We start from the raw sequence: 24,759 nt of genomic DNA on the forward strand, positions 1-24,759 counted from the left end.
GAGCTAGCACTCTCGATGATCCATCAACCAAAGGAATCCCTCACCACACGAAAACGTGCAGTGCGGGGGATTTGTTACTTGGCACTGACTTTCGGCACGCTGTTGAGTTCTCAAGGAGCGGACGCGCGGAGAACCTGGCCTCACGGCCGTCGTCTTCGGCTTGGTTGTCTCACTCTGGCGCCCGGGCCCGGCCTCGCGGTCGTTCCCGGCGCAGAGAGAAAGTTACGTGGACCCGGAGGCCGTGTCAAACCGATGGGCGGTGACGCCGGACACCCTCCGGCAACGGCGCCGTCACACGCCGTTCACACCCCAGGTCAGACCACCCGCTGCACCCCGGCGACGGCCCGCTTGCCCCGGCGGAGGACCAGCCAGCCGCCCGGGAGCCACGCGTCCTCCCCCGGCACGGCCTCGGCGTCGGTGACCCGCTCGTTGTTCAGGTAGGCGCCGCCCTCCTTCACGGTGCGGCGCGCCTCGGAGAGGCTGCCGACGAGACCGGTGAGCTGGAGGAGCTGGGCGACGGTGGGCGTCTGGCCGTCCACGGTGACGCTGCCGGCCTCGCGGAGGGCGGCGCCGAGGGTGTCCGGCCCCAGCGCGGAGAGGTCGTCACGGCCGAACAGCGCCCGGCCGGCGGCCTCGGCCTGCCGCAGCTCCTCGGGGCCGTGCACGAGCAGGGTCAGCTCCTGGGCGAGCGCCCGCTGCGGAGCGCGGGAGGCCGGGCGCTCCACGCTCTCGGCGATCAGCGCCTCGACCTCCTCGGCCGGCCGCTCGGAGTACAGCGGCAGCCAGGCGCGGGCGTCGGCGTCGTCGGCGTTGAGCCAGAACTGGAAGAAGGCGTAGGGCGAGGTGAGCGCCGGATCGAGCCAGACCGCGCCGCCCTCGGTCTTGCCGAACTTGGTGCCGTCGGACTTGGTGACCAGCGGCGTCGACAACGCGTGCACCCGCGCGCCCTCGGTGCGGCGCACCAGGTCGATGCCGGCGGTCAGGTTGCCCCACTGGTCCGAGCCGCCGGTCTGCAGCGTCACGCCGTTGCGCCGGTGCAGCTCCCGGTAGTCGTTGGCCTGCAGGATCTGGTAGCTGAACTCGGTGTAGCTGATGCCGGCCTCGGAGTTCAGCCGCGCGGAGACGGCCTCCTTGGCCAGCATCTGGCTGACCCGGAAGTGCTTGCCGATCTCCCGCAGGAAGTCGATCGCCGACAGCTGCGCCGTCCAGTCGAGGTTGTCGACGTAGACCGGCGCGGCGAGGCCGTCCCGCTCCGCCGGCACCTCGAGGAACGGCGCCACCTGGGTGCGGAGGCTCTCCACCCACCCGGCGACGGTCTCTCGGTCGTTGAGCTGCCGCTCGGCCGTCGGCCGCGGGTCCCCGATCAGGCCGGTCGCGCCACCCACCAGCACGACGGGCTGGTGCCCGGCGCGCTGGAGGGCCCGCAGCACCATGAACTGCAGCAGGTGGCCGACGTGCAGGCTGGGCGCCGTCGGGTCGAAGCCGGCGTAGTAGGCGACCGGCCCCTCCGCGAGGTGCGCGCGCAGCGCCTCCTCGTCGGTGCTCTGGGCGATCAGCCCACGGCGGTGCAGCTCGTCGATCACGTCGGTCACGGGTACTGATCCTCCCTTGCGCTCCGCCGGCGGGGTCGACCCCCTGGGCGGAACGCACTGACCGAGTCGGCGCCGGTCTCCCAGAACCGCCACGGCAGCTCGGTGGCGACGCTGATGCCGATCCGCGGCCCGGCCGACACCTCCGCCGGCGGGTCCCCCCGGTGCAGCCGTACCGAGCTGTCCGGGGAGAGCAGGTCGGCGGCCTTGTCGTCCGGCCCGATCGCCAGCGCCTGGGTGAGCCGGGCCGGCCCGCCGGCGAGGTCCCGGGCCGTCCGGGCCGCCGGACGGCGGGCGCGGGCCAGCTCCTCCCCCACCACGACGTCCCCGGCACGCAGCAGCACCGCCGAGCCGTGCCCCTCCGGGCCGACGACGACGTTGGCGCACCAGTGCACGCCGTAGCTGAAGTACACGTAGAGCCGCCCCGGCGGGCCGAACATGATCGCCGCCCGCGGGGTCGGCCCCCGGTGCGAGTGGGCCGCGGGGTCGGTGCCGTCGCCGGCGTAGGCCTCGACCTCGGTGAGCCGCAGCGCGACCCGCCCCTCGGGCCGGTCGGTGACCAGCCAGCACCCGAGCAGCGCCGGGGCCACGACGTCGGGTGGCCCGAGCAGCTCCTCGGGGGTGAGGAGCGGCCCGGGCGACGGCGAGCTCAGAGCGCGGCCGCCACGGGTGAGGACGACGCCCAGTCGGCGTGCTGCCGGGTGAGGTCGGCCAGCCGGGTGAGCTGCTCGGCGACCCGCTCCGGCGCCGTCCCCCCGCGGGCGCTGCGGGCCGCGAGCGCGCCCCGCACGGTGAGCACCGCGCGGACGCCGGGGGTCAGCCGCTCGTCGATGCCGGCCAGCTGGTCGTCGTCCAACTCGTCGAGCTCGAGACCGGCCCCCTCGCAGAAGGCGACCATCGCGCCGCTGATCTCGTGCGCCGACCGGAACGGCACGCCCTGGCGGACCAGCCACTCGGCGACGTCGGTGGCCAGCGCGAAGCCCTGCGGCGCGGCGGCCTCCATGACCTCGGGACGCATCGTCAGCGTGGCCGTCATCCCGGTGACGGCCGGCAGCAGGAGCAGCAGCTGCTCCATGGAGTCGAAGACCGGCTCCTTGTCCTCCTGCAGGTCTCGGTCGTAGGCCAGCGGGAGGCCCTTGAGCATCGTCAGCAGCCCGGTCAGGTTGCCGACGAAGCGGCCGGACTTGCCGCGGGCCAGCTCGGCGATGTCGGGGTTCTTCTTCTGCGGCATGATCGACGACCCGGTGGCCCAGGAGTCGTCGAGCCGGGCCCAGCCGAACTCGGTCGACGTCCAGAGCACGACCTCCTCCCCCAACCGGGAGAGGTGCACGCCGATGAGCGCGGCGACGAAGCAGAACTCCGCGGCGAAGTCGCGGTCGCTGACGCCGTCCATCGAGTTGTCCGACGCGCGGTCGAAGCCGAGCTCGGCGGCGACGGCGTCGGGGTCCAGCGGCAGCGAGGAGCCGGCCAGCGCGCCGGAGCCGTAGGGGCTGACGGCGGTGCGCCGGTCCCAGTCCCGCAGCCGGTCCACGTCGCGGGCGAAGGCGTGCACGTGGGCGAGCAGCTGGTGGGCGATGAGCACCGGCTGGGCGTGCTGGAGGTGGGTCATGCCCGGCGCGGCGACGTCCTGGTAGCGCTGCGCCAGGCCGAGCAGCGCGTACTCCAGCGACGACAGCTCCCCCACCAGCGCGCGCACGTGGTGGCGCAGGTAGAGGCGCAGGTCGGTGGCGATCTGGTCGTTGCGGCTGCGGCCGGCGCGCAGCTTGCCGCCGAGCGCGCCGAGCTTGGCCGACAGCCCGCGCTCGAGGGCCTCGTGGACGTCCTCGTCGGACTCGAGCGCGACGAAGGTGCCGGCCTCGACCTCGTTGGACAGCTCGGTGAGGGCCCGCAGCATCTGCGCGAGCTCGTCGTCGGTGAGCAGCCCGGCCCGGTGCAGCACCCGCGCGTGGGCCCGCGAGCCGGCGAGGTCGAAGGGGGCCAGCTTCCAGTCGAAGTGGGTCGACTTGGACAGCGCCGCCAGCGCCGGGGAGGGGCCGCCGCCGAAGCGGCCGCCCCACAGACGGGTCTCCGAAGGTGCGGAGGTCACGATCAGCTCTCTTCCAGGTCCGACGTCAGTTCGGGGTAGACCGCCGGCGTGCGCGCGGCGAGCGCCCGCAGGCGGTCGGCCAGCGCCGGACCACCGTCGGGTGCGCGGGAGACGACCAGGAGAGTGTCGTCCCCCGCGATCGTGCCCAGGACGTCGGGGAGGCCGACCTTGTCCAGGGCGGAGGCCAGGAACTGCGCGGCGCCCGGGGGCGTGCGCAGGACGGCCAGGTTCGCGCTGCCCTCCGCGCTGGTCAGCAGGTCGGCCAGCAGCCGGGTCAGCCGGGCCGGGGCGGTCTGGGCCGGGCGCAGCGGGGCGTTCTCCGGCGGCAGCACGTAGGACGCCGGTGCGCCGTCGGAGCCGCGCATCTTGACCGCGCCGAGCTCCTCCAGGTCCCGCGAGAGGGTGGCCTGGGTGACCTCGATGCCGGAGCCGGCCAGCAGGGCGGCGAGCTGGGTCTGCGAGGTGACCGGACGGGTGTCGATCAGCTCGCGGATCCGGGCCTGCCGCGCGGAGCGGGTCAGCGCGCCGGTCACCCCGATCGCTCCAGCAGCCACAGGAGCAGCGCCTTCTGGGCGTGCAGCCGGTTCTCCGCCTCGTCCCACACCGCGCTCTGCGGGCCGTCGATCACCTCGGCGGCGATCTCCTTGCCGCGGTAGGCCGGCAGGCAGTGCAGGACGACGGCGTCGTCGGCGGCCCGGGCGAGGGCGGCGTCGTCCACCGCGTAGGGCAGGAACGGCGCGATGCGGGACTCGTACTCGCCCTCCTGGCCCATGGAGACCCAGGTGTCGGTGACCAGGACGTCGGCACCGTCGGCTGCGGCCGCGGCGTCGGCGGTCCAGGCCACGGAGCCGCCGGTCTGCGCGGCGATCTCCTCGGCGCGCTCCAGCACCTCCTTGGACGGCTGGAACTCCACCGGCGAGCCGATCCGCACGTGCATGCCGGCCGTGGCCCCGCCGAGCAGGTAGGAGTGCGCCATGTTGTTGGCGCCGTCGCCGAGGTAGGTCATCGTCAGCCCGGCGAGGGTCCCCCTGCGCTCGATGACCGTCTGCAGGTCGGCGAGGATCTGGCAGGGGTGGAACTCGTCGGTGAGGGCGTTGACCACCGGCACCCGGCTGACCGAGGCCATCGCCTCGATGCGGTCCTGGCCGAAGGTGCGCCAGACGATCGCGGCGACCTGCCGGTCGAGCACGCGGGTGGTGTCCTCGACCGGCTCGCCGCGGCCGAGCTGGCTGGAGCCGGCGTCGATGACCAGCGGGTACCCGCCGAGTTCGGCGACGCCGACGGAGAACGACACCCGGGTGCGGGTCGACGGCTTGTCGAACAGCACCGCCACCGCCCGGGGCACCCCGTTCGGCGCGGCCAGCGGGGTGGGCGCCTGCGCGGTGTGCCGGGTGCGCTTGAGCTCGGCGGCCAGGGCCAGCACCTCGGCCTGCTCGGCCGGCGTGAGGTCGTCGTCCCGCAGGAAGTGCCGGGTCACTGTGCTGTCTCCAGGGCGGTGTCGAGGGCCGGCGGCAGGGCCGCGACGAAGGCGTCGACCTGCGCGTCGGTGAGCACCAGCGACGGCGCCAGCCGCAGCACGTCGGGCGCGACGGCGTTGGTGAGGAACCCGGCGTCCCGCAGCGCCGCCTCCAGCGCGGCGGCGACCGGCGCCGTGAGGACGACGCCGAGCAGCGCACCCCGCCCCCGCACCCCGCTGACCCCGCGGTGCCCGAGGCCCTCGATGCCGGCGGTGAACCGGTGCTCGAGCTCCTTGGCGCGCTCGAGCAGCCCCTCGTCGCGGATGGTGTCCAGGACGGCGAGGGCGGCGGCCGCGGCGATCGGGTTGCCGCCGAAGGTGGAGCCGTGCGAGCCGGCCGTCAGCAGGTCGGCGGCCGGGCCGAAGGCCAGCGTCGCGCCCAGGGGCAGCCCGCCGCCGAGCGCCTTGGCCAGCGTGACGACGTCGGGCTGCAGCCCGTCGGCCTGGTGGGCGAACCAGTCCCCGGTGCGGCCGGTGCCGGTCTGCACCTCGTCGACGGCGAACAGCGCGCCGGCGTCCTGCGCGGTCTGCGCCGCCGCGGCCAGGTAGCCGGCGGGCGCGGGCAGCACGCCGCCCTCGCCGAGCATCGGCTCGAGCAGCACCATCGCCGTCCGGTCGCTCACCGTGCCGGCCAGCGCGCCGGGATCGCCGTAGGGCACGTACCGGACGCCGCCGGGCAGCGGGGCGAACGCCGCGGCCTTCGACGGCTGCCCGGTCAGGGCCAGCGCGCCCATGGTCCGGCCGTGGAAGGCGCCCTCGGCGGTGACCACCTCCGGCCGCCCGGTGAGCCGGCTGATCTTGAAGGCGGCCTCGTTGGCCTCGGCGCCGGAGTTGCAGAAGAAGACCCGGCCCGGCCGGCCGGCCAGCTCCAGCAGCCGCTCGGCCAGCAGGAGGCCTGGCTCGTGCATGGCCAGGTTGGAGACGTGCCCGAGGGTCTGCGCCTGCCGGGTGATCGCCTCGACGACCTTCGGGTGGGCGTGGCCGAGGATCGTGGTCGCGATGCCGCCGAGCAGGTCGGTGTACTCGCGGCCGTCGACGTCCCACACGGTCGCCCCGGCGCCGCGCGCCAGCGCGACCGGCGGGGTCTTGTAGTTGCTCATCATCACGGCCGACCAGCGGGTGGCCAGCTCCTCCGTGTGGGTCATGCCGGCTCCCTCCCGGTCTCGGCCGGGACCACCATGGTCCCGGTCCCTTCGGACGTGAACATCTCCAGCAGCAGGGCGTGCGGCGCGCGGCCGTCGACGACCGTCGCCCGCTTCACCCCGCCGTTCACCGCCCGCAGGCAGGCGGTCATCTTCGGGATCATCCCGGCGTCCAGCGTGGGCAGGATCTCGGCCAGCTCGGCGGCGTCGATCTGCTGCACCAGCGAGTCGCGGTCGGGCCAGTCGGCGTAGAGCCCCTCGACGTCGGTGAGGACCACGAGCTTCACCGCGCCGAGCGCCACGGCCAGCGCGGCCGCCGCGGTGTCGGCGTTGACGTTGTGCACCACGCCGTCGGCGTCGGGCGCGACGGTCGCGACCACCGGGATGTGACCGGACTCCAGCAGCGCCCGGACCGGGGTGGGGTCGACGGCGACGACGTCACCGACCAGGCCGACGTCCACCGGCCGGCCGTCGACGAGGGCGTGCGTGCGGGCGGCGGTGAACAGCCCGCCGTCCTCCCCGGACAGCCCCACGGCCAGCGGGCCGTGCTGGTTGACCAGCCCGACCACCTCGGGGGTCACCTGGCCGGTCAGCACCATGCGGACGACGTCGATCGTCTCGGCCGTGGTGACCCGCAGGCCGCCGCGGAACTCGCTCTCGATGCCCAGCCGGCCCAGCATCTCGGTGATCTGCGGACCGCCGCCGTGCACCACGACCGGGTGGATGCCGCAGGTCCGCAGGAAGACCATGTCCTCGGCGAAGGCGCGGCGGCACTCCTCGTCGACCATGGCGTGCCCGCCGTACTTCACGACGACGACGTTGTCGTGGAACTCCTTGAGCCACGGCAACGCGCCGGTGAGGACGGCGACCTTCTGCCGGTCGCCCTCGGGGTCGAAGGTGCGCATGACGCGGCGGGTGCCGACCTTGCGCGGTGGCTTGAGCTCGTCGATGCGGACGTCGGGCGGGGTGGGGTCCTGCGCCTCGGGGTCGTGGGTGGTGGTCACGTGGGGTTCGGGATCTGCGCTCATGTGGAGTAGGCCGAGTTCTCGTGGACGTAGGCGAGTGACAGGTCGTTCGTCCAGATCGTCGCCTGCTCGGCGCCGGCCCTCAGGTCGACGTCGATGGTGATCTGCCGTCCGGTGAGGTCGACCAGCTCCCGCGGGTCACCGATAGCCCCGCCCCGGCAGACCGTGACGCCGTTGATGGTCACGTCGACCTGGTCGGCCTCGAAGGCGGCGTCGGTGGTGCCGATCGCGGCCAGCACACGGCCCCAGTTGGGGTCGTTGCCGAACAGCGCGGTCTTGAGCAGGTTGTTGCGGGCGCAGGCGCGGCCGGCGGTCAGCGCGTCAGCGACACTGGCGGCGTTGCGGACGGTGATCGCGATGTCCTTGGTCGACCCCTCGGCGTCGGCCAGCAGCTGCATCGCCAGGTCGGTGGCCGCCGCGGTGAGCGCCTCGGCGACCTCCTCCGCGGACGGCGTGACCCCGCTGGCGCCGCTGGCCATCACGACCACCGTGTCGTTGGTCGACAGGCAGCCGTCGGAGTCGACCCGCTCGAAGCTGACGCTGGTGGCCTGCGCCAGCGCGGTCTGCAGGGTCGCGGTGTCGACCACCGCGTCGGTGGTGAGGACGACGAGCATCGTGGCCAGGCTCGGCGCGAGCATGCCGGCGCCCTTGGCCATCCCGCCGACCGTCCAGCCCTCGCGGGCCTGCACCGTCGTCTTGGGCACGCTGTCGGTGGTCATGATCGCCAGCGCGGCGTCGTCCCCGCCGTCCTCCGACAGGCTCTTCGCCGCGGCGGTGACCCCGGCGGTCAGCTCGTCCATGGGCAGCCGGACGCCGATCAGCCCGGTGGAGGCCACCGCGACGTCGATCGCGCCGATGCCGAGTTCGGCAGCGACGTGCTCGGCGGTGGCGTGGGTGTCCTGGAAGCCCTCGGTGCCGGTGCAGGCGTTGGCCCCGCCGGAGTTGAGGACGACCGCCTTCAGCCGGCCGGTGGCCAGCACCTGCCGGCTCCACTGCACCGGCGCGGCCGGGAAGCGGTTGGTGGTGAAGACCGCGGCGGCGGCGTCGTGCGGGCCGTCGTTGACGACGAGGGCGACGTCGCGGGCGCCGGTGCTCTTGAGGCCCGCGGCGACGCCCGCGGCCCGGAACCCCTGCGGGGCGGTGACGGTCACGGCGCGACCCCCACGAGCGGCAGGCCGGTGGTCTCGGGCAGGCCGAGGGCGAGGTTGGCGCACTGGATGGCCGCTCCCCCGGTGCCCTTGGTCAGGTTGTCGACCGCGGCGACGACGACCAGCCGGCCGGCGTCGGGGTCGACCGCGACCTGCAGGGCGACGGTGTTGGCGCCGAGCACCTGCGCCGTCGTCGGCCACTGCCCCTCGGGGAGGAGGTGGACGAACGGCTCGTCGGCGTAGGCCTTCTCGTAGGCGGTCCGCGCGGCGGCGGCGTCCGTGCCCGGGGTCAGCGGCGCCGAGCAGGTGGCGAGGATGCCCCGGCTCATCGGCACCAGCGTGGGCGTGAAGCTGACGCTCACCGGGCTGCCGGCCGCCTGCGACAGGTTCTGCACCATCTCCGGCGTGTGCCGGTGCACCCCGCCCACGCCGTAGGCGCTCACCGAGCCCATGACCTCGCTGCCCAGCAGGTGCGGCAAGGCCTTCTTCCCCGCGCCGGAGGTGCCGCTGGCGGCGACCACGACGACGTCGGGCTCGACCAGCCCGGCGGCCAGCGCCGGGGCCAGGGCGAGGGTGACGGAGGTCGGGTAGCAGCCGGGGACGGCGATCCGCCGCGCACCGGTCAGCTGCTCCCGCTGGCCGGGCAGCTCCGGCAGCCCGTAGGGCCAGGAGCCGGCGTGCTCGCCGCCGTACCACCGCGCCCACGCCGCGGGGTCGCCCAGCCGATGGTCGGCGCCGCAGTCGACGACGAGGGTGTCGTCGGACAGCTGCGCGGCGATCGCGGCCGACTCGCCGTGCGGCAGTGCCAGGACGACGACGTCGTACCCGCTCAGGGCCGCGGCGTCGCTGGGCTGCACCTCGAGGCCGGCGTACGGGAGCAGGTGGGGCTGCAGCTCACCCAGGCGTCGCCCGGCACTGGAATTGGCGTGCACCCCGGCCAGCCGCAGGTTCGGGTGCCCGGCCAGCAGCCGGCACACCTCACCTCCCGCGTACCCGGTGGCGCCGGTGACCCCGACCATCCACGTCTGCCCTGTACTCACGATGCATGACCATACACGGCCATGCATGACCGTTCATCTGGGTTGTCCCGGCCCGGGAGAGCGGAGGTGTCTCTGCAGATGCTCGTGCTCTGCCCACCAGGGTGGGCAGAGCACGAGCATGCCCGCACCGGACGGACCCGGCGGTGCGGAACCGGTGGACGGCCGGATCAGGCCAGGGGGTCGTCGTCCCCGTAGGGCTGCAGCCGCAGCTGCCGGGCGTCGCCGTCCGGCCGGAGCGCGCGGAGGGTGTCCAGGTCGTCGCCACCCACCCGCAGGAACCGCCCCGACCACGCGTCCAGCTCGCCGCCGGCGATCGCGGCGACGGTGGCCACGACGTCGGCCGGCTCGGTCCAGTCGGTGCGGCCGGAGTGCATCGGCATGCCGGCGGTCATCTCGGTGCGCACGACCCCGGGCGCGACGTCGAAGGCCCGCACGTCGGTGCCCTCGAGCGCGCCGGCGAGGGCCTCGGTCATCCGCATCAGGCCGGTCTTGGCCACCGAGTACGCGGAGTACTCCGGACGGGCGCGCAGGCTCATCCCGCTGGCGAGGTTCACCACCCGGCCGCGGTTGCGCAGCACCATCCACGGGACGACGGCGCGGCAGAGCAGGAAGCCGCCACGCACGTGGCTGGACACGACGTCCCACCACTGCTCGGGGTCGGCCTCCCAGAGCGGCTCCTCGGCGGCGTCGACCAGGCCGGCGTTGTTGACCAGCAGGTCGACCTGGCCGAGCTCCTCCACGACCCGGGCGACGGCCGCGTCGACCGCGGCCCGGTCGGTGACGTCGGCGGCGACGGCCAGGGTGCGGGCACCGGTCGCGGCGGCCACCTCGGCCATGGTCGCCGCCAGCCGCTCACCGCCCCGGGCCAGCCCGGCCACCGCGGCGCCGCGCTCGGCCAGCCCCTGCACCAGGTGCCGGCCGATGCCGGTCGAGGCGCCAGTGACCAGCGCGACGGTGCCGGAGAGCGGGCCGGCGGCTTCAGCCACGCAGCTCGGCCCCCGTCGCGGCGGCGGCCGCGGCGACCGCGGCGTCCCGGACGGCCGTCGCCTCCTCGCTGGTGAGCGTCCGGTCCGGGGCCCGCAGGGTCAGCGCGTACGCGAGCGACTTGTGCCCCTCGGGGACGGGCGCCCCGGTGTAGACGTCGAACAGCCGCAGCGACTCCAGCAGCTCCCCGGCCCCGGCGCGGACGGCGGCGTCCACCTCGGCGGCCGGCACCTCGTCGCGGACGACGAGCGCCAGGTCGAGCAGCACCGGCGGGAACACCGACACCGCCGGGCCGACCGGCACCTCCGCGGCCGGCAGCGCGTCCACGTCGAGCTCCATCACGCAGGTGCGGGCCGGGAGGTCCAGGGCGGCGCAGACCCGCGGGTGCAGCTCGCCGGCGTGGCCGACCACGCGCTCGCCGACCAGCAGCTCGGCGCAACGGCCCGGGTGCCAGGGCGCCCGGTCCCCCGCCCGGACGGTCAGCTCCACACCGGCCGCCGCGGCGATCCGGCGGGCGGCCTGCACCGCGTCGGCCCACCCCGCCGGGCGGCCCGGGCCCCACCAGCCGCGCGGCTCCCGGTTGCCGGCCAGCGCCACGGCCACGTGCCAGGGCTGGGCCGGGACCGCCGCGAGCAGGGCGGCCAGCGTCTCGTCGTCCGGACGCCGGTCCACGCCGGGCAGCGGCGCGCGGCTGCGCTGCCCGCCGGGGAAGACCGCGCCGTGCTCGAAGAGGGCGACGTCCCGCTGGCCGCGGGAGAGGTTGCGGGCGAGGGTGGCGAGCAGGCCGGGCAGCAGCGTCGTGCGCAGCGCCGGCTCCTCCTCCGACAGCGGGTTGCGCACCAGCACGACCGCCCGGCGCGGGTCGCCGGCGTCGAGGCCGAGCGCGTCGAGGGCCGCCTCCCCGACGAACGGGTAGGACGGCGCCTCCACGTAGCCGGCCTCGGCGAGGGTGCGGCCGATCGCGCGGCGGCGGCGCTGGGTCTCGGTCAGCCCGCGCCCGGGCGGGGCCGTGGGCAGCACCGAGGGGACGTCGTCGTAGCCGGCGAGCCGGACCACCTCCTCGACCAGGTCGGCCGGGTCGGTGAGGTCCGGGCGCCAGGACGGCGGCGTGACCGTCAGCGGGGCGCCGTCGCCGTCGACCGAGCAGCCGACCTTGGCCAGCAGCTCGACCACCTGCGCAGAGGAGTAGGGCACCCCGGCCACCCGGCCGGGTTGCTCGGCGTCCAGCGGGATCGTCGGGCGCGGGCCGCGGGTGTCGACGTCCACCGGCGTGCCGACGACGCGGGCGCCACCGAACTCGGCCAGCAGGGCTGCGGCGCGGGCCAGCGCGACCATCGTCATCTCCGGGTCCACGCCGCGCTCGAAGCGCTTGGCCGCCTCGCTGGGCAGGCGGTGCCGGCGCGCGGTGCGGGCCACCCCGGTGGGCTCCCAGTGCGCCGCCTCCAGCAGGACGTCGGTCGTGCCGTCGCCGATCTCGGTCGACGCGCCACCCATCACCGCGGCCAGGCCGATGGGCCCGGTGTCGTCGGTGATCAGCAGGTCATCGGGGTCCAGCGCGCGGTCGACGCCGTCCAGGGTGGTCAGCCGCTCCCCCGCCCGCGCCCGGCGGACGACGATCGGGCCGGAGACCGCGGCGCGGTCGAAGGCGTGCATCGGCTGGCCGAGCTCGAGCATCACGTAGTTGGTGACGTCGACGGCCAGCGAGATGCTGCGGACGCCGGACTGCGCCAGCCGGCGGCGCATCCACCACGGGCTCGGCGCGGTCGGGTCCAGGCCCTCGAGGGCGATCATGGAGAACCGGTCGCAGCGGTCGGCGTCCTCGACGGCGACCTGCCAGGCCGGGTCGCCCGACCACGCCGGCGGGGTGACCGCACCAGGGTCGCGCCAGTCGACGCCCAGGCCGGTGCCCATCTCGCGGGCGATGCCGCGCATCGACAGGCAGTAGCCGCGGTCGGGCGTGACGGCCAGCTCGATGACGACGTCGTCCAGGCCCACGACAGGGCCGGCCGGGGTGCCCGGCTCGGGGGCGCCGTCGCCCAGCACCAGGATCCCGGCGTGGTCCTCGCCGATGCCGAGCTCGCGGACCGAGCAGATCATCCCGTCGGAGAGCCGGTCGTAGGTCTTGCGCGAGGCGATCTCGAACCCGCCGGGCAGCACCGCCCCGGGCAGCGCCACGACGACGGCGTCACCGGCGACGAAGTTGCGGGCGCCGCACACGATGCCCCGGGGCTCTCCCTCACCGGTGTCGACCCGGCAGAAGCGGATGGGCTTCTTGAACCCGGTGAGCTCCTCGATGTCCAGCACGCGGCCGACGACCAGCGGCCCGCTGACCTCCTCGGGCCGGTGGACCGCCTCCACCTCCAGGCCGAGGCGCACGAAGGCGGTGTCGAGGTCCTCGACGGTGACGCCCCCGGGCAGGTCGACGTGCTCGGCCAGCCAGCCGATGGGGACCCTCACTGCTCAACTCCAAAGGCCGTGGTGAACCGGATGTCGCCCTCGACGATGTCGCGCATGTCGCCGACGCCGGAGCGGAACTGCAGCGCCCGCTCGATGCCCACGCCGAAGGCGAAGCCGCTGAACTCGTCGGGGTCGACGCCGCAGGCGACCAGCACCCGCGGGTTGACCATCCCGCAGCCGCCCCACTCGACCCAGCGCGGACCGTCGCGGTGCTCGGGGAACCAGACGTCGAACTCCGCCGACGGCTCGGTGAACGGGAAGTACGACGGCCGCCAGCGGGTGACCGCGTCGGCGCCGAACAGCGACCGGGCCAGGTGGTCCAGGGTGCCGCGCAGGTGCGCCATGGTCAGCCCGCGGTCCAGGGCCAGGCCCTCGACCTGGTGGAAGACCGGGGTGTGCGTCGCGTCCAGCTCGTCGGTGCGGTACACCCGGCCGGGCCCGACGACGTAGATGGGCGGGGTGCGGGACAGCATTGTGCGGGCCTGCACGGGGCTGGTGTGCGTGCGCAGCACCAGCCCGGAGTCCTCGTCCTGGTCCCGCCCACCCGCGACGAAGAAGGTGTCCATCATCGTGCGCGCGGGGTGGTCGCGGCCGATGTTGAGCGCGTCGAAGTTCAGCCACTCGGCCTCGAGCTCGGGCCCGTCGGCGACCTCGTAGCCCATGCCCACGAAGATGTCGGCGATCCGCTCGGTGAGCGTGGTCAGCGGGTGCCGCGCGCCGCGGGGGGCGCGGTCCCAGGGCAGGGTCACGTCGACCCGCTCCTCGGCCAGCACCCGCGCGTCGCGCTCGGCCTCCAGCTCGGCCCGGCGGGTCTCGTAGGCCTCGGTCACCGCGACGCGGGCGGCGTTGACCCGCTTGCCGGCGTCCGACCGGGCGGCCGGCGGCAGCGCGCCGAGCTCGCGGCGCGCCAGCAGCACCGGCGCGCGGTCACCCAGGTGCCCGGGGCGGACGGCGGCCAGCGCCTCCAGGTCGCCGGCGGCGGCGAACGCCTGCCGGGCCTCGGCGACCGCGGCGTCGAGGGCCTCGGCGGAGAGGGCGGCGACCTGCTTGGGGTCGTAGGGGTCGTTGGCGCCAGACACGGGAGGCCATTCTGCCCGGCAGGCACGCGTGCCCGCCGCCGGGTTCCGGGGCGCCGGCGACCCACCGAGATCGGCGGAGTCGTTGCCATCAGGGCCCGGAAGGCCCCGACACCGGCGATCTCGCGGCAGACGCGCCAACAACCGGCGCAGAGCTGCCGACCTGCCCCAGGTGCCGGGGACGGCCGGGATCGGGTGCTAGACACGACGACGGGGGCGCGCGCCGGGCGGGCCCGGTTCGGGAGGTCGGCGTGGCGGTCCTGCTGGCGCTGGCCAGCGCGGTGGTCTACGGCATGGCCGACTTCTGCGGTGGCCTGGCCAGCCGGCGGGCGACCGCGTTCGCCGTCGTCGCGCTCTCCCAGGCGGCCGGCCTGCTCGGGCTGCTGCTCCTGATGCCCTGGCTCGGCGGGGACCCGACGACCGCGGACCTCGTCTGGGGCGCGACCGCGGGAGTGGCGGGGGCGGCCGGGCTGGTCCTCTTCTACCGCGCCTTGGCCGGCGGCGTGATGAGCGTCGTCGCACCGGTGACGGCGGTGTCGGCGGCGGCGATCCCGGTCGTCGTCGGCGTCGGGTTCGGCGAGCAGCTGGCCTGGTGGGCGGTGGTGGGCATCGGGCTCGCGCTGGTCGCCGTCGTCCTGGTGGCGGCGGAGGACGGGCTGTCGTCCCTGCGCTCGGCGCGGGCGGCCACCGTGGTGCCGGCGCTGGCCGCGGGTGCGGGGTTCGGTTTGTTCTTCGTGCTGCTCGACCGTACCCGTGAGGCCGCGGAGCTCAGCCCGCTCGTCGGCGCCCGCCTGGTGTCGGTGTCCCTGGTCGTCGTCCTGGCACTGGGCGCCGGCCAGTCGCTGCGGGTGCCCCGGGCGGTCGTGCCGCTGGTGCTGCTCGGCGGGATCGGCGACATGGCGGCCAACGCGCTGTTCCTGCTGGCCACGCAGCAGGGGCAGCTGGCGATCACCGGCGTCCTCGCCTCGCTGTACCCGGTGAGCACCGTCGTCCTGGCCCAGGTCGTGCTGCGCGAGCGCCTGGTGGGCACCCAGGTGGCCGGGCTGGCCGCGGCCGGCGCCGCGGTCGTGCTCATCGCGCTGCCCGCCTGACCTCCCCCGATGGGGGCGGGGGACGGCGGTTCGGCTGCTCCCCGGCCCGGTCGCGGCCGATGCTGCCGTGTGGCCCTCCCCCAGACAGCGACCGCCATCGACGAGGTGCTGAGCGGGCGCGGCGTCCGCAGCGTCTTCCAGCCGATCGTCGAGCTCGACACCGGCCGGGTGGTCGCCTACGAGGCGCTGGCCCGCGGGCCGGAGGGGCCCCTGGAGCGCCCCGACGCGCTCTTCGCCGCCGCCCGCGCGGCCGGCCGGCTCGCCGAGCTGGACGCCGCCTGCCGCGCCGCGGCCCTCTCCGGGGCGCTCGAGGCGGGCCTGGGCGCGCCGCTGACCCTCTTCGTCAACGTCGAACCCGCGGTGCTCGACCGGGCGCCGATGGAGGAGCTGCTCGCGATCGCCTCGGCCGCGCCCGGCGGACTGCGGGTGGTCCTGGAGATCACCGAGCGCGCGCTGGCCACTCGGCCGGCCGAGCTGCTGCGCACCGTCGAGCGGGTGCGCGCCGTCGGCTGGGGCGTCGCGGTGGACGACGTCGGCGCCGAGCCGCTGTCACTGGCGTTCATGCCGCTGCTGCGCCCGGACGTGGTCAAGCTGGACCTGCGGCTGGTGCAGGAGCGGCCCGGCCCGGCGATCGCCGAGATCATGAACGCGGTCAACGCGCACGCCGAGCGCACCGGCGCGGTGGTGCTCGCCGAGGGCATCGAGCACGCCGCCCACCTGGACATGGCCCGCGCGCTCGGGGCGACGCTCGGTCAGGGCTGGCTGTTCGGCCGCCCCGGCCCCCGCCCGGTCGAGGGCGCGCCGACCGGCTCGCTCGTCCTGCCCTCCCAGCGGCCGGACACCCTCACCGAGGACGCCGCCGTCTCGCCCTTCGCCTGCCTGCCGGACGGCGTGCCGCTGCGCGAGGCCCCGAAGGCGCTGCTCATCGAGCTGTCCAAGCAGCTGGAGCGGGAGGCCCTGCGGCTGGGGCCGGCGTCCGTCGTGGCCGCGACGTTCCAGGAGGCCCGGCACCTCACGCCCGCGACCGCGCTGCGCTACCGCGACCTCGTGGAGCGGACCGGCTTCGTCTGCGCCCTCGGCGAGGACCTGCCGGTGGAGCCGCTGCCCGGCCTGCGCGGCGCGGCCCTCGACCCGGCCGATCCGGTGCGCGGCGAGTGGGACGTCGCCGTCCTCGGCCCGCACTTCGCCGCCGCCCTGCTGGCCCGCGACCTGGGGGACGACGGCCCCGACGAGGAGCGGCGGTTCGCCTACGCGCTCACCTACGACCGCGACACCGTCGTCCGTGCCACCGCGGCCCTGCTGGCCCGGGTGGCGCCGCGCGTCGGGGCCCTGCCCACCCCTGCACCGCCGGCGCCCGTCCCCTCGGGAAGCGTGCCCGCACCGGCCGCTCCCCCGGCCGGCGAGGCACTGCTGCGCCGCGCCCTGGACGCCACGCCCAGCGGGGTGACGATCGTCGACGTCCAGCGGCCCGACCAGCCGCTGGTGTACGTCAACCCCGCCTTCGAGCGGCTGGCCGGCCTGCCCCGCGAGCAGCTGCTGGGCCGCAACTGCCGGTTCCTGCAGGGCCCGGACACCGATCCCGCCGCGGTCGCCGCCGTCCGCCGCGCCGTGGCGGCCGGCGAGGAGGTGCGGGTGACGCTGCTCAACCACCGCGGGCCCGAGCGGACGCCGTGGTGGAACGAGCTGCACCTGGCCCCGGTGCACGCCCCCGACGGCACGGTGGCCCGCTACATCGGGGTGCAGGTCGACGTGACCGCGACGGTGGCCGTCGAGCGCGCCCTGGCCCGGGAGCGGGGCCGCGCCGCCGGCTACCGGGCCCGGCTCGAGGAGCTGGCCGGCACCGACCCGCTGACCGGGCTGCCCGACCGGCGGCGGCTGGCCGAGGAGGTGGAGACCGCCATCTGGAGCGCACGCGCGGGCGACGACGCGCTGGCGCTGGTCCTCGTCGACGTGGACGGCGTCATCGCGGCCACCAACGTGTGGGGCCACGGCGCCGGTGACGACCTGCTGTGCACGGTCGCGGCGCGGGTGCGGGCGGTGCTGCGCCGCCGTGACCTGGTCGGCCGGCTCGGCGGGCACGAGCTGGTGGTGGCGCTGCGCGACCTGGACCCGCGCACCGCCGGTGCGGAAGCGCGCCGGATCGCCGGCGAGCTGCTGGAGGCCCTGCACGCGCCGGTGCCGCTGGACGGCGCGGAGGTGCCGGCCGGGGTGCGGGTGGGCGTGGGCGTCTTCCCCGAGGACGGCGGGGACTTCGCCGAGCTGCTCCGGACCGCCGCCCTGCGCCGGTACGAGCGGCCGGCGGCGTCCGTGGCGGGGTGCTGAGGCCCTACTCCTGGGCCAGCTGGGTCGTGTAGAGGCAGATCGCCGCGGCCGCGGCCAGGTTGAGGCTCTCGGCCCGCCCGCGCATCGGGATGCGCACCCGGGCGTCGGCCAGCGCGGCCAGCTCGGCCGGTACGCCCCGCGCCTCGTTGCCGAACAGCCACACGACCGGCCCGGCGAGCCGGTCGCCGAGCTCCGGGAGGCTCGCCTCTCCCCCGCCGTCGGCCGCGAGCACGGTCGCCCCGGCGGCCTTCAGCCGCGGCAGCAGCTCCGGCAGCGGCGCGCCGCGGACGACGTCGACGTGGAAGAGGCTGCCGGCGCTGGAGCGCACCGCCTTGCCGCCGTACGGGTCGGCGGAGCCGGCACCGAAGACGACCGCCCCGGCGCCGCACGCGTCGGCGGTGCGCAGGACGGTGCCGGCGTTGCCGGGGTCGGCCAGCTCGGCCAGCGCCACCGACAGCCGCGGCGGCGCGGCCACGAGCGTCTCGGCCGGCAGGTCGCGCAGCCCGCAGACGGCGACCAGCCCCTGGGGGGTGACCGTCTCCGACAGCGAGGCGGCGGCCTTCTCCGTGACCGGCCGCACCGGCACCGTCGTCGCGGCGAGCAGGTCGGCGGCCGCCTCGGCCGCGGGGGCGGTCACGAAGACCTCGCGGACCCCGGCCGGGTCGGCCAGGGCCTCGGCGACGGCCTGCCGCCCCTCGGCGAGGAACAGGCCGGCGGCGTCCCGGCCGGCCCGCCGGGTCAGCTTGCGGGCGGCCACGATGCGCGCCGAGCGCTCGGTCAGCGGTGCGGTCACCGGTGCGTCGTCCTCCTCCTGCTGCGGCGAGATCGCCGATCTCGCACCGTGGGCGGCCCCGAGACCGGCGAGATCGGCGATCTCGGTGGCATCAGCCCCTGATCGCCACGAGATCGCCGATCTCGTGGCGATCACGGGCCCGTACACAGTGCGACGCCGCCGGCGCCGACCCGGAGGGGCCGGTCACCGACGGCGTCGGGACGTGCTGCGTCGGGCTCAGGCGGCAGCGGTACCGGTCGCGTCGCCGGCCGGGGCAGCGGCGACCGCGGCGCGCGCGGTCTCCACCAGGGCGGCGAAGGCGGCCGGCTCGTTGACGGCCAGCTCGGCCAGGACACGACGGTCCAGCTCGATGCCGGCCAGCTTGAGGCCCTGCATGAACCGGTTGTAGGTCATGTCGTTCTGGCGCGCCGCGGCGTTGATGCGGGTGATCCACAGCTTGCGGAAGTCACCCTTGCGCACCTTGCGGTCGCGGTAGTTGTAGGTGGCCGAGTGGAGGATCTGCTCCTTGGCCTTGCGGTAGAGCCGGGACCGCTGACCCCGGTAGCCGCTGGCGGCCTCGAGGGTCGTCCGGCGCTTCTTCTGGGCGTTGACCGCCCGCTTCACGCGTGCCACGTGAGTGCTCCTGTCTTCTCGTTGCGGAGGGCGCTCAGCGGCCCAGCAGCTTCTTCATCCGGGGGGAGTCGGCCGGGGAGAGGACACCGATGCCGCTCACCCGCCGCTTGCGCCCGGACGACTTCACCTCGAACTTGTGCTGGTTGTTCGTGTGCTCGCGCACGAGCTTCCCGGAGCCCGTCACGCGCACGCGCTTCGCCGTGCCCTTGTGGGTCTTCTGCTTCGGCATGTCCTCGGTCCTCGTTCGTGGTTGTCGGCGCCGCGCGGCAGCACAGGGCTGCCGCGACGGCGCCGGCCGTCTCGGTGGTGCGGTCCTGCGGTGCGCCGGTCAGGCCGGGGGGGCCTGCTCCTCGGCTGCCTGCTTCTCCGCCTTCGCGTTGCGCCGCGAGGCGTCGGAGGCCGCCTGGTTCCGGTGCGGGGCGATCACCATGACCATGTTCCGGCCGTCCTGCTTCGGGTTGGACTCGACGACGCCGAGCTCGGCGACGTCGGCGGCCAGCCGCTGCAGCAGCCGGTAGCCCATCTCCGGCCGGGACTGCTCGCGGCCACGGAACATCACGGTGATCTTGACCTTGTCGCCGCTCTTGAGGAAGCGCTCGACGTGGCCCTTCTTGGTCTCGTAGTCGTGCGGGTCGATCTTCAGGCGCAGCCGCATCTCCTTGATGACGGTGAGCGCCTGGTTCCGCCGGGCCTCGCGGGCCTTCTGGGCGGACTCGTACTTGAACTTCCCGTAGTCCATGAGCTTGGCGACCGGCGGCCGGGCCATGGGCGCGACCTCGACGAGGTCGAGCTCGGAGTCCTGGGCCAGGCGCAGCGCTTCGCCGATCGACACGATGCCGACCTGCTCACCCTCCGGGCCGACCAGGCGGACCTCGGGGACGCGGATACGGTCGTTGATGCGGGGCTCGGTGATGGCCTCTCCTCTGCTGTTGCACGGGAGGAGTCGCACCCGACCGGAAGCCGGAGACGATGAAGGCCCCGTGAGCGGCTGCTCACGGGGCCCACTCTCCGGGGTGCACGAGCCGTCGGGCTCGCGCGCGCCGCGGCGGACCGGCCGGGCCGGTCTGCCGCGATCCGGGGACCTGGGCGCCTCGACGGCGCCAGGTGGGAGCGGGCTCCTCTTGGTCAGCGGCCCGGGGCGGGGCCGCTGGGTGGTTCGCGCGCCTCGGTGTAGCGGGGAGGCGCGCCCATGCTACAGCGTCGCGGGGACGCAGGTCATTCCCGGGTCGCACCGCGCGGAGTCTGCGGCCGTTCCCGGGGGTCGTGCAGCAGGGGCGGGGGCGGCGGCTCCGCGGCCCGTGCGGCGGCGAGCAGGGCCCGCAGGCCCTCGACGGCGGCCGCGGCCCGCTCGCCGTCGGCACCCTGCACCGCGAGGACGGCGAACTCGTCGTCGTTGGTCAGCAGCAGGGTCGCCCACTTGAACCGCCGGTCGAAGCGGATGGCCTGCACCGCCGTCCACGGCAGCTCCCGCTGTCCGAGGAGGTTGCGCACCCGGATGCCGGCGGCGTCGGCGTCGACCCGCGGGCGGCCCAGCGCCAGGATGCCGGCACCGAGGACCAGCCCGAGCAGCACCACCGCGACCTGGTCGGCGGTCGTGTAGATGACGACGCCGGAGTCGCCGGTGTGCAGCGTCAGCCCGACGTAGGCCAGGACGGCGGCCACCACGACGGCGACGGAGGCGCAGAGCAGGCGCCAGCGGCGGGGCACGGCGGAGACGGCGGTCGGGGGCACGCGCCCATGGTCCCAGGCGCGGCTGGCAGAGTGCCCCGCCGTGGACCGCGCCGCCCTCGCCGCGCGGGTGCGCGCCACCGCTCCCCGGCTCGGGGCCACCCGGCTGGTCTGCGTCGACGGGCCGGCCGGGTCGGGCAAGACCACCCTCGCCGCAGGGTTGGCCGCCGAGCTCGGCGCCACCGTCGTGCACATGGACGACCTGCACGCCGGGTGGACGCTCACCGGCGCCTTCGCCCGCCTCGCGGCCGGGGTGCTGCGCCCGCTGGCCGAGGGCCGTCCCGGCGCCTACCACCGCTACGACTGGGCGGCGGGCCGGTTCGCGACGGAGCCGACCCCGGTGCCGTCGGGAGGCGTCCTGGTGGTCGAGGGCTGCGGCAGCTGCCCGCGCGGGGCCGACCGCTGGGCGGTGCTGCGGATCTGGGTGGAGGCGCCGCGGGAGGTCCGGCTGGCGCGTGGCCTGGCCCGGGACGGCGTCGCCCTGGAGCCGCAGTGGCGGCGCTGGCAGGTCACCGAGGCCGCCGTCTTCACCGCCGAGTGCACCCGGCAACGCGCCGACGTCCGCGTCGACGGGACCTCCGGCAGCGGCGTCGGCAGCTAGGCTGGCCGCGCGCCGTCCCCCCGTCCAAGCACCGGCGGAGCGGGCGGCCCGCGCACAGGCAGGTGCACGTGGCCCTCGACCCCTCCCCCGACCTCCCCCTCGCCGACGAGCTGTCGGCCGTCTTCGCCCGGATGTCGGGCCTGCTGCTGTCGGAGGAGACGGTGGCGTCCGCGCTGGCCCTGGTCAGCTCGCTGGCGCTGGACACCGTCCCCGGAGCCGCCGGCGCCGGCGTCTCGGTCATCGACGAGCGGGGACGCCGCAGCTCCGGCTCGACCGACACCCGGGTCGAGCGCGCCGACGCGCTGCAGTACGAGCTGGACGAGGGTCCGTGCCTGGCCGCCACGGCCGCGCGGCAGCTGGTGCGCATGGACGACGTCGCCACCGACCGGCGCTGGCCGCGCTGGTCGGCCGCCGCGGTCCGGCTGGGCCTCCGCGCGGCGATGAGCGCACCGCTGGTCGTCGGCGACACCGCGCTCGGGGCCCTCAAGGTCTACGCCGAGGTCCCCGGCACCTTCGACGTCCAGAGCGAGCAGTTGCTGTGGCGGTTCTCCGCGCAGGCGGCCATCCTCGTCGCCAACGTGCAGACCCACGAGCGCGCCCGGCGGCTCAGTGAGGGGCTGCGCGCGGCGATCGGCACCCGCGACACGGTGAGCATGGCCAAGGGCGTGCTCATGGCCCGGCACGGGGTGACCGAGGAGGTGGCCTTCGGGATGCTGCTGGCCCGGTCCGGGGAGGAGTCCGGGAACCTGCCCGAGGTGGCCCGCACGGTCGTCGGCTCCGCGGTCCGCCGGCGGCGCTGATGACCGGTCCCGGGCAGGCCTCCCCGGAGGAGGAGCAGCACCGGGCGCTGCGCTCGGCCTTCGAGATCGCCGACCTCACGCTCGAGCAGCTGTGGACCCGGTACTTCGCCCTCGGCGGCACCGCCGACCTGTTCGACGTGGAGGCCCAGCTGCAGGGCCTGGTGCCGATGCCGCCCGGCCAGCGCACGGTGCTGGCCCACACGCTCAACGAGCGCCTCGACGAGCTGTTCACCCAGCGGCGGGTGCCCTACAGCTCGCCGCTGCGGGCCCGCCGGCCGGCCAGCGGACCGTTCGCGGCACTGCTGCACCTGGTCGAGGCCGCGCACGCCGCCCCACCCGACCGGCTCGCCGCGCTGGCGGTGGAGGCCGGCACCGCGATGGGCGTCGCGGTGACGGTCCACGTCGCCGACCACGAGCAGCGCCGGCTGTGGCCCCTGCTCCCCGCGGGGGCGCCGGAGCGCAAGACCGTCGCCGTCGACGGGACGCTCCCGGGCCGGGCCTTCCAGACCCTCCGCATGCTGCCCTCCGAGGCGGGCGGGACGCCGCGGCTGTGGGTGCCGCTCCTCGACGGCGCCGAGCGGGTCGGGGTGCTGGAGGTGCGGGTCGGCACCGTCGCGGAGCTCTACGACCCCGGGCTGCGCCAGGAGTGCCGGTGGCTGGCCGGCATGGTCGGGCACCTGGTCGCCGCGATGGGGCAGTACGGCGACGCCCTGGAGCAGGCCCGCCGGACGCGGCCGCGGACGCCGTCGGCCGAGCTGCTGTGGCAGCAGTTGCCCCCGCTCACCGCCGCCAGCGACGCCTTCGTGCTCGCCGGGCTCGTGGAGCCCGCGTACGAGGCCGGCGGGGACGCGTTCGACTACTCCATCTCCGAGACGACGATCTCGCTGGCCATCTTCGACGCCATGGGGCACGGCCTGGGCGCGGGCCTGCTCGCCAGCGCGGCGCTGGCCGCCTACCGCAGCGCCCGCCGGGACGGTCGCGGCATCTACGACCAGGCACGGGCCATCGACGAGGTGGTGGCCGCCACCTTCCCGGGCAGCGCGTTCGCCACCGGGGTGCTCGCGGAGCTCGACGTCGGCTCCGGGCGGCTGCGTTACGTCAACGCCGGGCACCCGCCACCGCTGCTGCTGCGCTCGGGGAAGGTGGTCAAGCAGCTGTCGGCGGGCCGGCGGGTGCCGTTCGGCCTGGGAACGGGGGTCCTCACCGTGGCCGACGAGCCGTTGCAGCCCGGCGACTGGCTGGCGCTGCACACCGACGGTGTCACCGAGGCACGGGACCCTGCCGGTGACTGGTTCGGGGAGGAGCGCCTGCTGGACTTCCTGACCCGGGAGGTGGCCGCCGACCAGTCACCGCCGGAGACCGCCCGGCGGCTGGTGCACGCGGTCCTGGACCACCAGCACGGGCTGCTGCAGGACGACGCCAGCGTGCTGCTGGCCCGGTGGATGCACGCCCCTCCCGACGCACCGGGCGTCTGACCAGGGGCGTCACACGCCCGCAACGCCGACGCCGCACCATGGGGTCGTGACGGACAGCCCGACCGTGCCCGAGGCCCCCGGCGAACTCCTGCCGCTGGCCGGCTACACCGTCGCGGTCACCGCGGCCCGCCGCCGCGAGGAGCTCGGCGCCCTGCTGGCCCGCCGCGGGGCACGGGTCGTCTACGCGCCCGCGATCCGGATCGTGCCGCTGGCCGACGACGCCCAGCTGGTCGCGGCCACCCGGCAGGTGCTGGAGCGCCCCGTCGACCTCGTCGTCGCCACGACCGGGGTGGGCTTCCGCGGGTGGCTGGAGGCGGCCGACGCGTGGGACCTCCCGCTGGTCGAGCACCTGCGGGGCAGCCGCGTGCTCGCCCGCGGCCCGAAGGCCCGCGGCGCCATCCGCGGCGGTGGGCTGGTCGACGCCTGGTCGCCGGCGTCCGAGTCGTCGGCGGAGGTGCTCGAGCACCTGCTGTCGGGGGCGGAGGGGCCGCTGGCCGGCCGCCGGGTCGCGGTCCAGCTGCACGGGGATCCGCTGCCGGACTTCGTCGACGCGCTGCGGGCCACCGGCGCGGAGGTGCTCACCGTGCCGGTCTACCGCTGGGTGCTGCCCGAGGACGTCGGCCCGGTGCGGCGGCTGGTCGGCACGATCGTGGCCCGCGGCGTGGACGCGGTGACCTTCACCAGCGCGCCGGCCGCGGCCGGCCTGTTGAGCGTGGCCGAGGAGCTGGGGCAGCGCGCGGAGGTGGTGGCCGCGCTCACCGGGGGCGTCCTGCCGATCGCCGTCGGGCCGGTGACCGCCGGCCCGCTGGACGCCGCGGGGATCCCCTCGCTGCAGCCGGAGCGGTCCCGGTTGGGCGCGCTGGCCCGGGAGGTGGTGGCCCGGCTGCCCGAGCGCGACCCGGTGCTGCGGGTCGGCGGGCACCAGCTCCAGGTGCGCGGCCACGGGGCCGTCGTCGACGGGCGGCTGGTGGAGCTCGCGCCCGGGCCGATGGCGGTGCTGCGAGCGCTGGCCGCGCGGCCGGGGGCAGTGCTGTCCCGGCCCGAGCTGGTGCAGGGCCTGCCCGGCGGCGGGGACGGGCACGCGGTGGAGATGGCGGTGACCCGGCTGCGGGCCGCCCTCGGCGCCCCGCTGGTGGAGACCGTCGTCAAGCGCGGTTACCGCCTCAAGGTCTGAGCGGAGTGGGGGGGCCGCCGAGTCCAGCCGCCCCCCACACACCACCCGCCCCCACCCCCCCCCCCCCGGCGCGCGGCCGGAAGAATAACCACCACGCAAA

Annotated in this window: 23 protein-coding genes; 6 read left to right on the top strand and 17 right to left on the bottom strand. The window is 75.8% G+C overall.

Annotation, left to right across the window (positions count from 1 at the left end; translation table 11 throughout):
- Window positions 1–314: 314 nt before the first annotated feature.
- The 12 genes from tyrS to pheS form a co-directional block, all read right to left on the bottom strand.
- Entirely contained in the window at window positions 315–1,592 is a 1,278-nt protein-coding gene (tyrS, locus tag ACI784_RS23460; RefSeq protein ID WP_457015125.1) for a tyrosine--tRNA ligase, read from the bottom strand.
- The gene (locus ACI784_RS23465; protein ID WP_457015144.1) at window positions 1,589–2,275 is read right to left on the bottom strand and encodes a DNA-3-methyladenine glycosylase; all 687 of its coding nucleotides are present in this window, start codon (window positions 2,273–2,275) and stop codon (window positions 1,589–1,591) included. Before ACI784_RS23465 ends, tyrS begins: the two co-directional genes overlap by 4 nt.
- Complete coding sequence (gene argH / locus ACI784_RS23470; RefSeq protein ID WP_456925866.1) at window positions 2,239–3,675, bottom strand: argininosuccinate lyase; 1,437 nt, start codon at window positions 3,673–3,675, stop codon at window positions 2,239–2,241. Before argH ends, ACI784_RS23465 begins: the two co-directional genes overlap by 37 nt.
- A 2-nt stretch (window positions 3,676–3,677) precedes the next feature.
- On the bottom strand, window positions 3,678–4,208 hold the full coding sequence (locus ACI784_RS23475; protein ID WP_456925873.1) for an arginine repressor: 531 nt from the start codon (window positions 4,206–4,208) through the stop codon (window positions 3,678–3,680).
- Window positions 4,205–5,152 (bottom strand): ornithine carbamoyltransferase, encoded by a 948-nt coding sequence (gene argF / locus ACI784_RS23480; protein ID WP_457015127.1) that lies wholly within the window; start codon window positions 5,150–5,152, stop codon window positions 4,205–4,207. Before argF ends, ACI784_RS23475 begins: the two co-directional genes overlap by 4 nt.
- Complete coding sequence (locus ACI784_RS23485; protein WP_457015129.1) at window positions 5,149–6,336, bottom strand: acetylornithine transaminase; 1,188 nt, start codon at window positions 6,334–6,336, stop codon at window positions 5,149–5,151. Before ACI784_RS23485 ends, argF begins: the two co-directional genes overlap by 4 nt.
- On the bottom strand, window positions 6,333–7,361 hold the full coding sequence (gene argB / locus ACI784_RS23490; protein WP_457015130.1) for an acetylglutamate kinase: 1,029 nt from the start codon (window positions 7,359–7,361) through the stop codon (window positions 6,333–6,335). The genes ACI784_RS23485 and argB overlap by 4 nt, the downstream gene beginning before the upstream one ends.
- Window positions 7,358–8,509, bottom strand: coding sequence for a bifunctional glutamate N-acetyltransferase/amino-acid acetyltransferase ArgJ (gene argJ, locus ACI784_RS23495; RefSeq protein WP_457015132.1), 1,152 nt, complete (start codon window positions 8,507–8,509; stop codon window positions 7,358–7,360). The genes argB and argJ overlap by 4 nt, the downstream gene beginning before the upstream one ends.
- Complete coding sequence (gene argC / locus ACI784_RS23500; protein ID WP_457015133.1) at window positions 8,506–9,546, bottom strand: N-acetyl-gamma-glutamyl-phosphate reductase; 1,041 nt, start codon at window positions 9,544–9,546, stop codon at window positions 8,506–8,508. The genes argJ and argC overlap by 4 nt, the downstream gene beginning before the upstream one ends.
- 167 nt (window positions 9,547–9,713) lie before the next feature.
- A complete protein-coding gene (locus tag ACI784_RS23505) occupies window positions 9,714–10,532 on the bottom strand; it encodes an SDR family NAD(P)-dependent oxidoreductase (RefSeq protein WP_456925796.1) in 819 nt (272 codons plus the stop codon).
- Window positions 10,525–12,987 (bottom strand): phenylalanine--tRNA ligase subunit beta, encoded by a 2,463-nt coding sequence (pheT, locus tag ACI784_RS23510; RefSeq protein ID WP_457015134.1) that lies wholly within the window; start codon window positions 12,985–12,987, stop codon window positions 10,525–10,527. The genes ACI784_RS23505 and pheT overlap by 8 nt, the downstream gene beginning before the upstream one ends.
- Window positions 12,984–14,066 (bottom strand): phenylalanine--tRNA ligase subunit alpha, encoded by a 1,083-nt coding sequence (gene pheS, locus ACI784_RS23515; RefSeq protein WP_457015136.1) that lies wholly within the window; start codon window positions 14,064–14,066, stop codon window positions 12,984–12,986. The genes pheT and pheS overlap by 4 nt, the downstream gene beginning before the upstream one ends.
- Window positions 14,067–14,314: 248 nt before the next feature.
- On the opposite strand from pheS, the gene ACI784_RS23520 reads away from it, so the two are divergent.
- Window positions 14,315–15,154 (top strand): EamA family transporter, encoded by an 840-nt coding sequence (locus ACI784_RS23520; RefSeq protein ID WP_456925799.1) that lies wholly within the window; start codon window positions 14,315–14,317, stop codon window positions 15,152–15,154.
- A 69-nt stretch (window positions 15,155–15,223) separates the two neighbouring features.
- Window positions 15,224–17,476 carry an EAL domain-containing protein gene (locus ACI784_RS23525; RefSeq protein WP_457015137.1) on the top strand — a complete coding sequence of 751 codons (2,253 nt, stop codon included), beginning with the start codon at window positions 15,224–15,226 and terminating at the stop codon, window positions 17,474–17,476.
- Window positions 17,477–17,480: 4 nt separating this feature from the next.
- Here ACI784_RS23525 and ACI784_RS23530 read toward each other — a convergent pair whose 3' ends face one another.
- The 5 genes from ACI784_RS23530 to ACI784_RS23550 form a co-directional block, all read right to left on the bottom strand.
- A complete protein-coding gene (locus ACI784_RS23530) occupies window positions 17,481–18,404 on the bottom strand; it encodes a TrmH family RNA methyltransferase (protein ID WP_457015138.1) in 924 nt (307 codons plus the stop codon).
- A gap of 81 nt (window positions 18,405–18,485) precedes the next feature.
- Window positions 18,486–18,881: a 50S ribosomal protein L20 gene (gene rplT, locus ACI784_RS23535; RefSeq protein WP_097204962.1), complete on the bottom strand. Its 396-nt coding sequence runs from the start codon at window positions 18,879–18,881 to the stop codon at window positions 18,486–18,488.
- A gap of 34 nt (window positions 18,882–18,915) precedes the next feature.
- Window positions 18,916–19,110: a 50S ribosomal protein L35 gene (rpmI, locus tag ACI784_RS23540; RefSeq protein ID WP_097204960.1), complete on the bottom strand. Its 195-nt coding sequence runs from the start codon at window positions 19,108–19,110 to the stop codon at window positions 18,916–18,918.
- Between the two features lie 99 nt (window positions 19,111–19,209).
- Complete coding sequence (infC, locus tag ACI784_RS23545; RefSeq protein WP_456925802.1) at window positions 19,210–19,830, bottom strand: translation initiation factor IF-3; 621 nt, start codon at window positions 19,828–19,830, stop codon at window positions 19,210–19,212.
- 266 nt (window positions 19,831–20,096) lie between these two features.
- Window positions 20,097–20,612 (bottom strand): PH domain-containing protein, encoded by a 516-nt coding sequence (locus ACI784_RS23550; protein ID WP_457015139.1) that lies wholly within the window; start codon window positions 20,610–20,612, stop codon window positions 20,097–20,099.
- A gap of 40 nt (window positions 20,613–20,652) precedes the next feature.
- On the opposite strand from ACI784_RS23550, the gene ACI784_RS23555 reads away from it, so the two are divergent.
- The 4 genes from ACI784_RS23555 (at window position 20,653) to ACI784_RS23570 (ending at window position 24,659) form a co-directional block, all read left to right on the top strand.
- Entirely contained in the window at window positions 20,653–21,210 is a 558-nt protein-coding gene (locus ACI784_RS23555) for a uridine kinase family protein (RefSeq protein ID WP_457015140.1), read from the top strand.
- 68 nt (window positions 21,211–21,278) lie between these two features.
- Entirely contained in the window at window positions 21,279–22,010 is a 732-nt protein-coding gene (locus ACI784_RS23560; protein ID WP_457015141.1) for a GAF domain-containing protein, read from the top strand.
- A complete protein-coding gene (locus tag ACI784_RS23565; protein WP_457015142.1) occupies window positions 22,010–23,485 on the top strand; it encodes a PP2C family protein-serine/threonine phosphatase in 1,476 nt (491 codons plus the stop codon). The genes ACI784_RS23560 and ACI784_RS23565 overlap by 1 nt, the downstream gene beginning before the upstream one ends.
- A gap of 46 nt (window positions 23,486–23,531) precedes the next feature.
- A complete protein-coding gene (locus tag ACI784_RS23570) occupies window positions 23,532–24,659 on the top strand; it encodes a uroporphyrinogen-III synthase (protein WP_457015143.1) in 1,128 nt (375 codons plus the stop codon).
- Window positions 24,660–24,759 lie beyond the last annotated feature (100 nt).

Source organism: Geodermatophilus sp. SYSU D01186 (assembly GCF_054050215.1).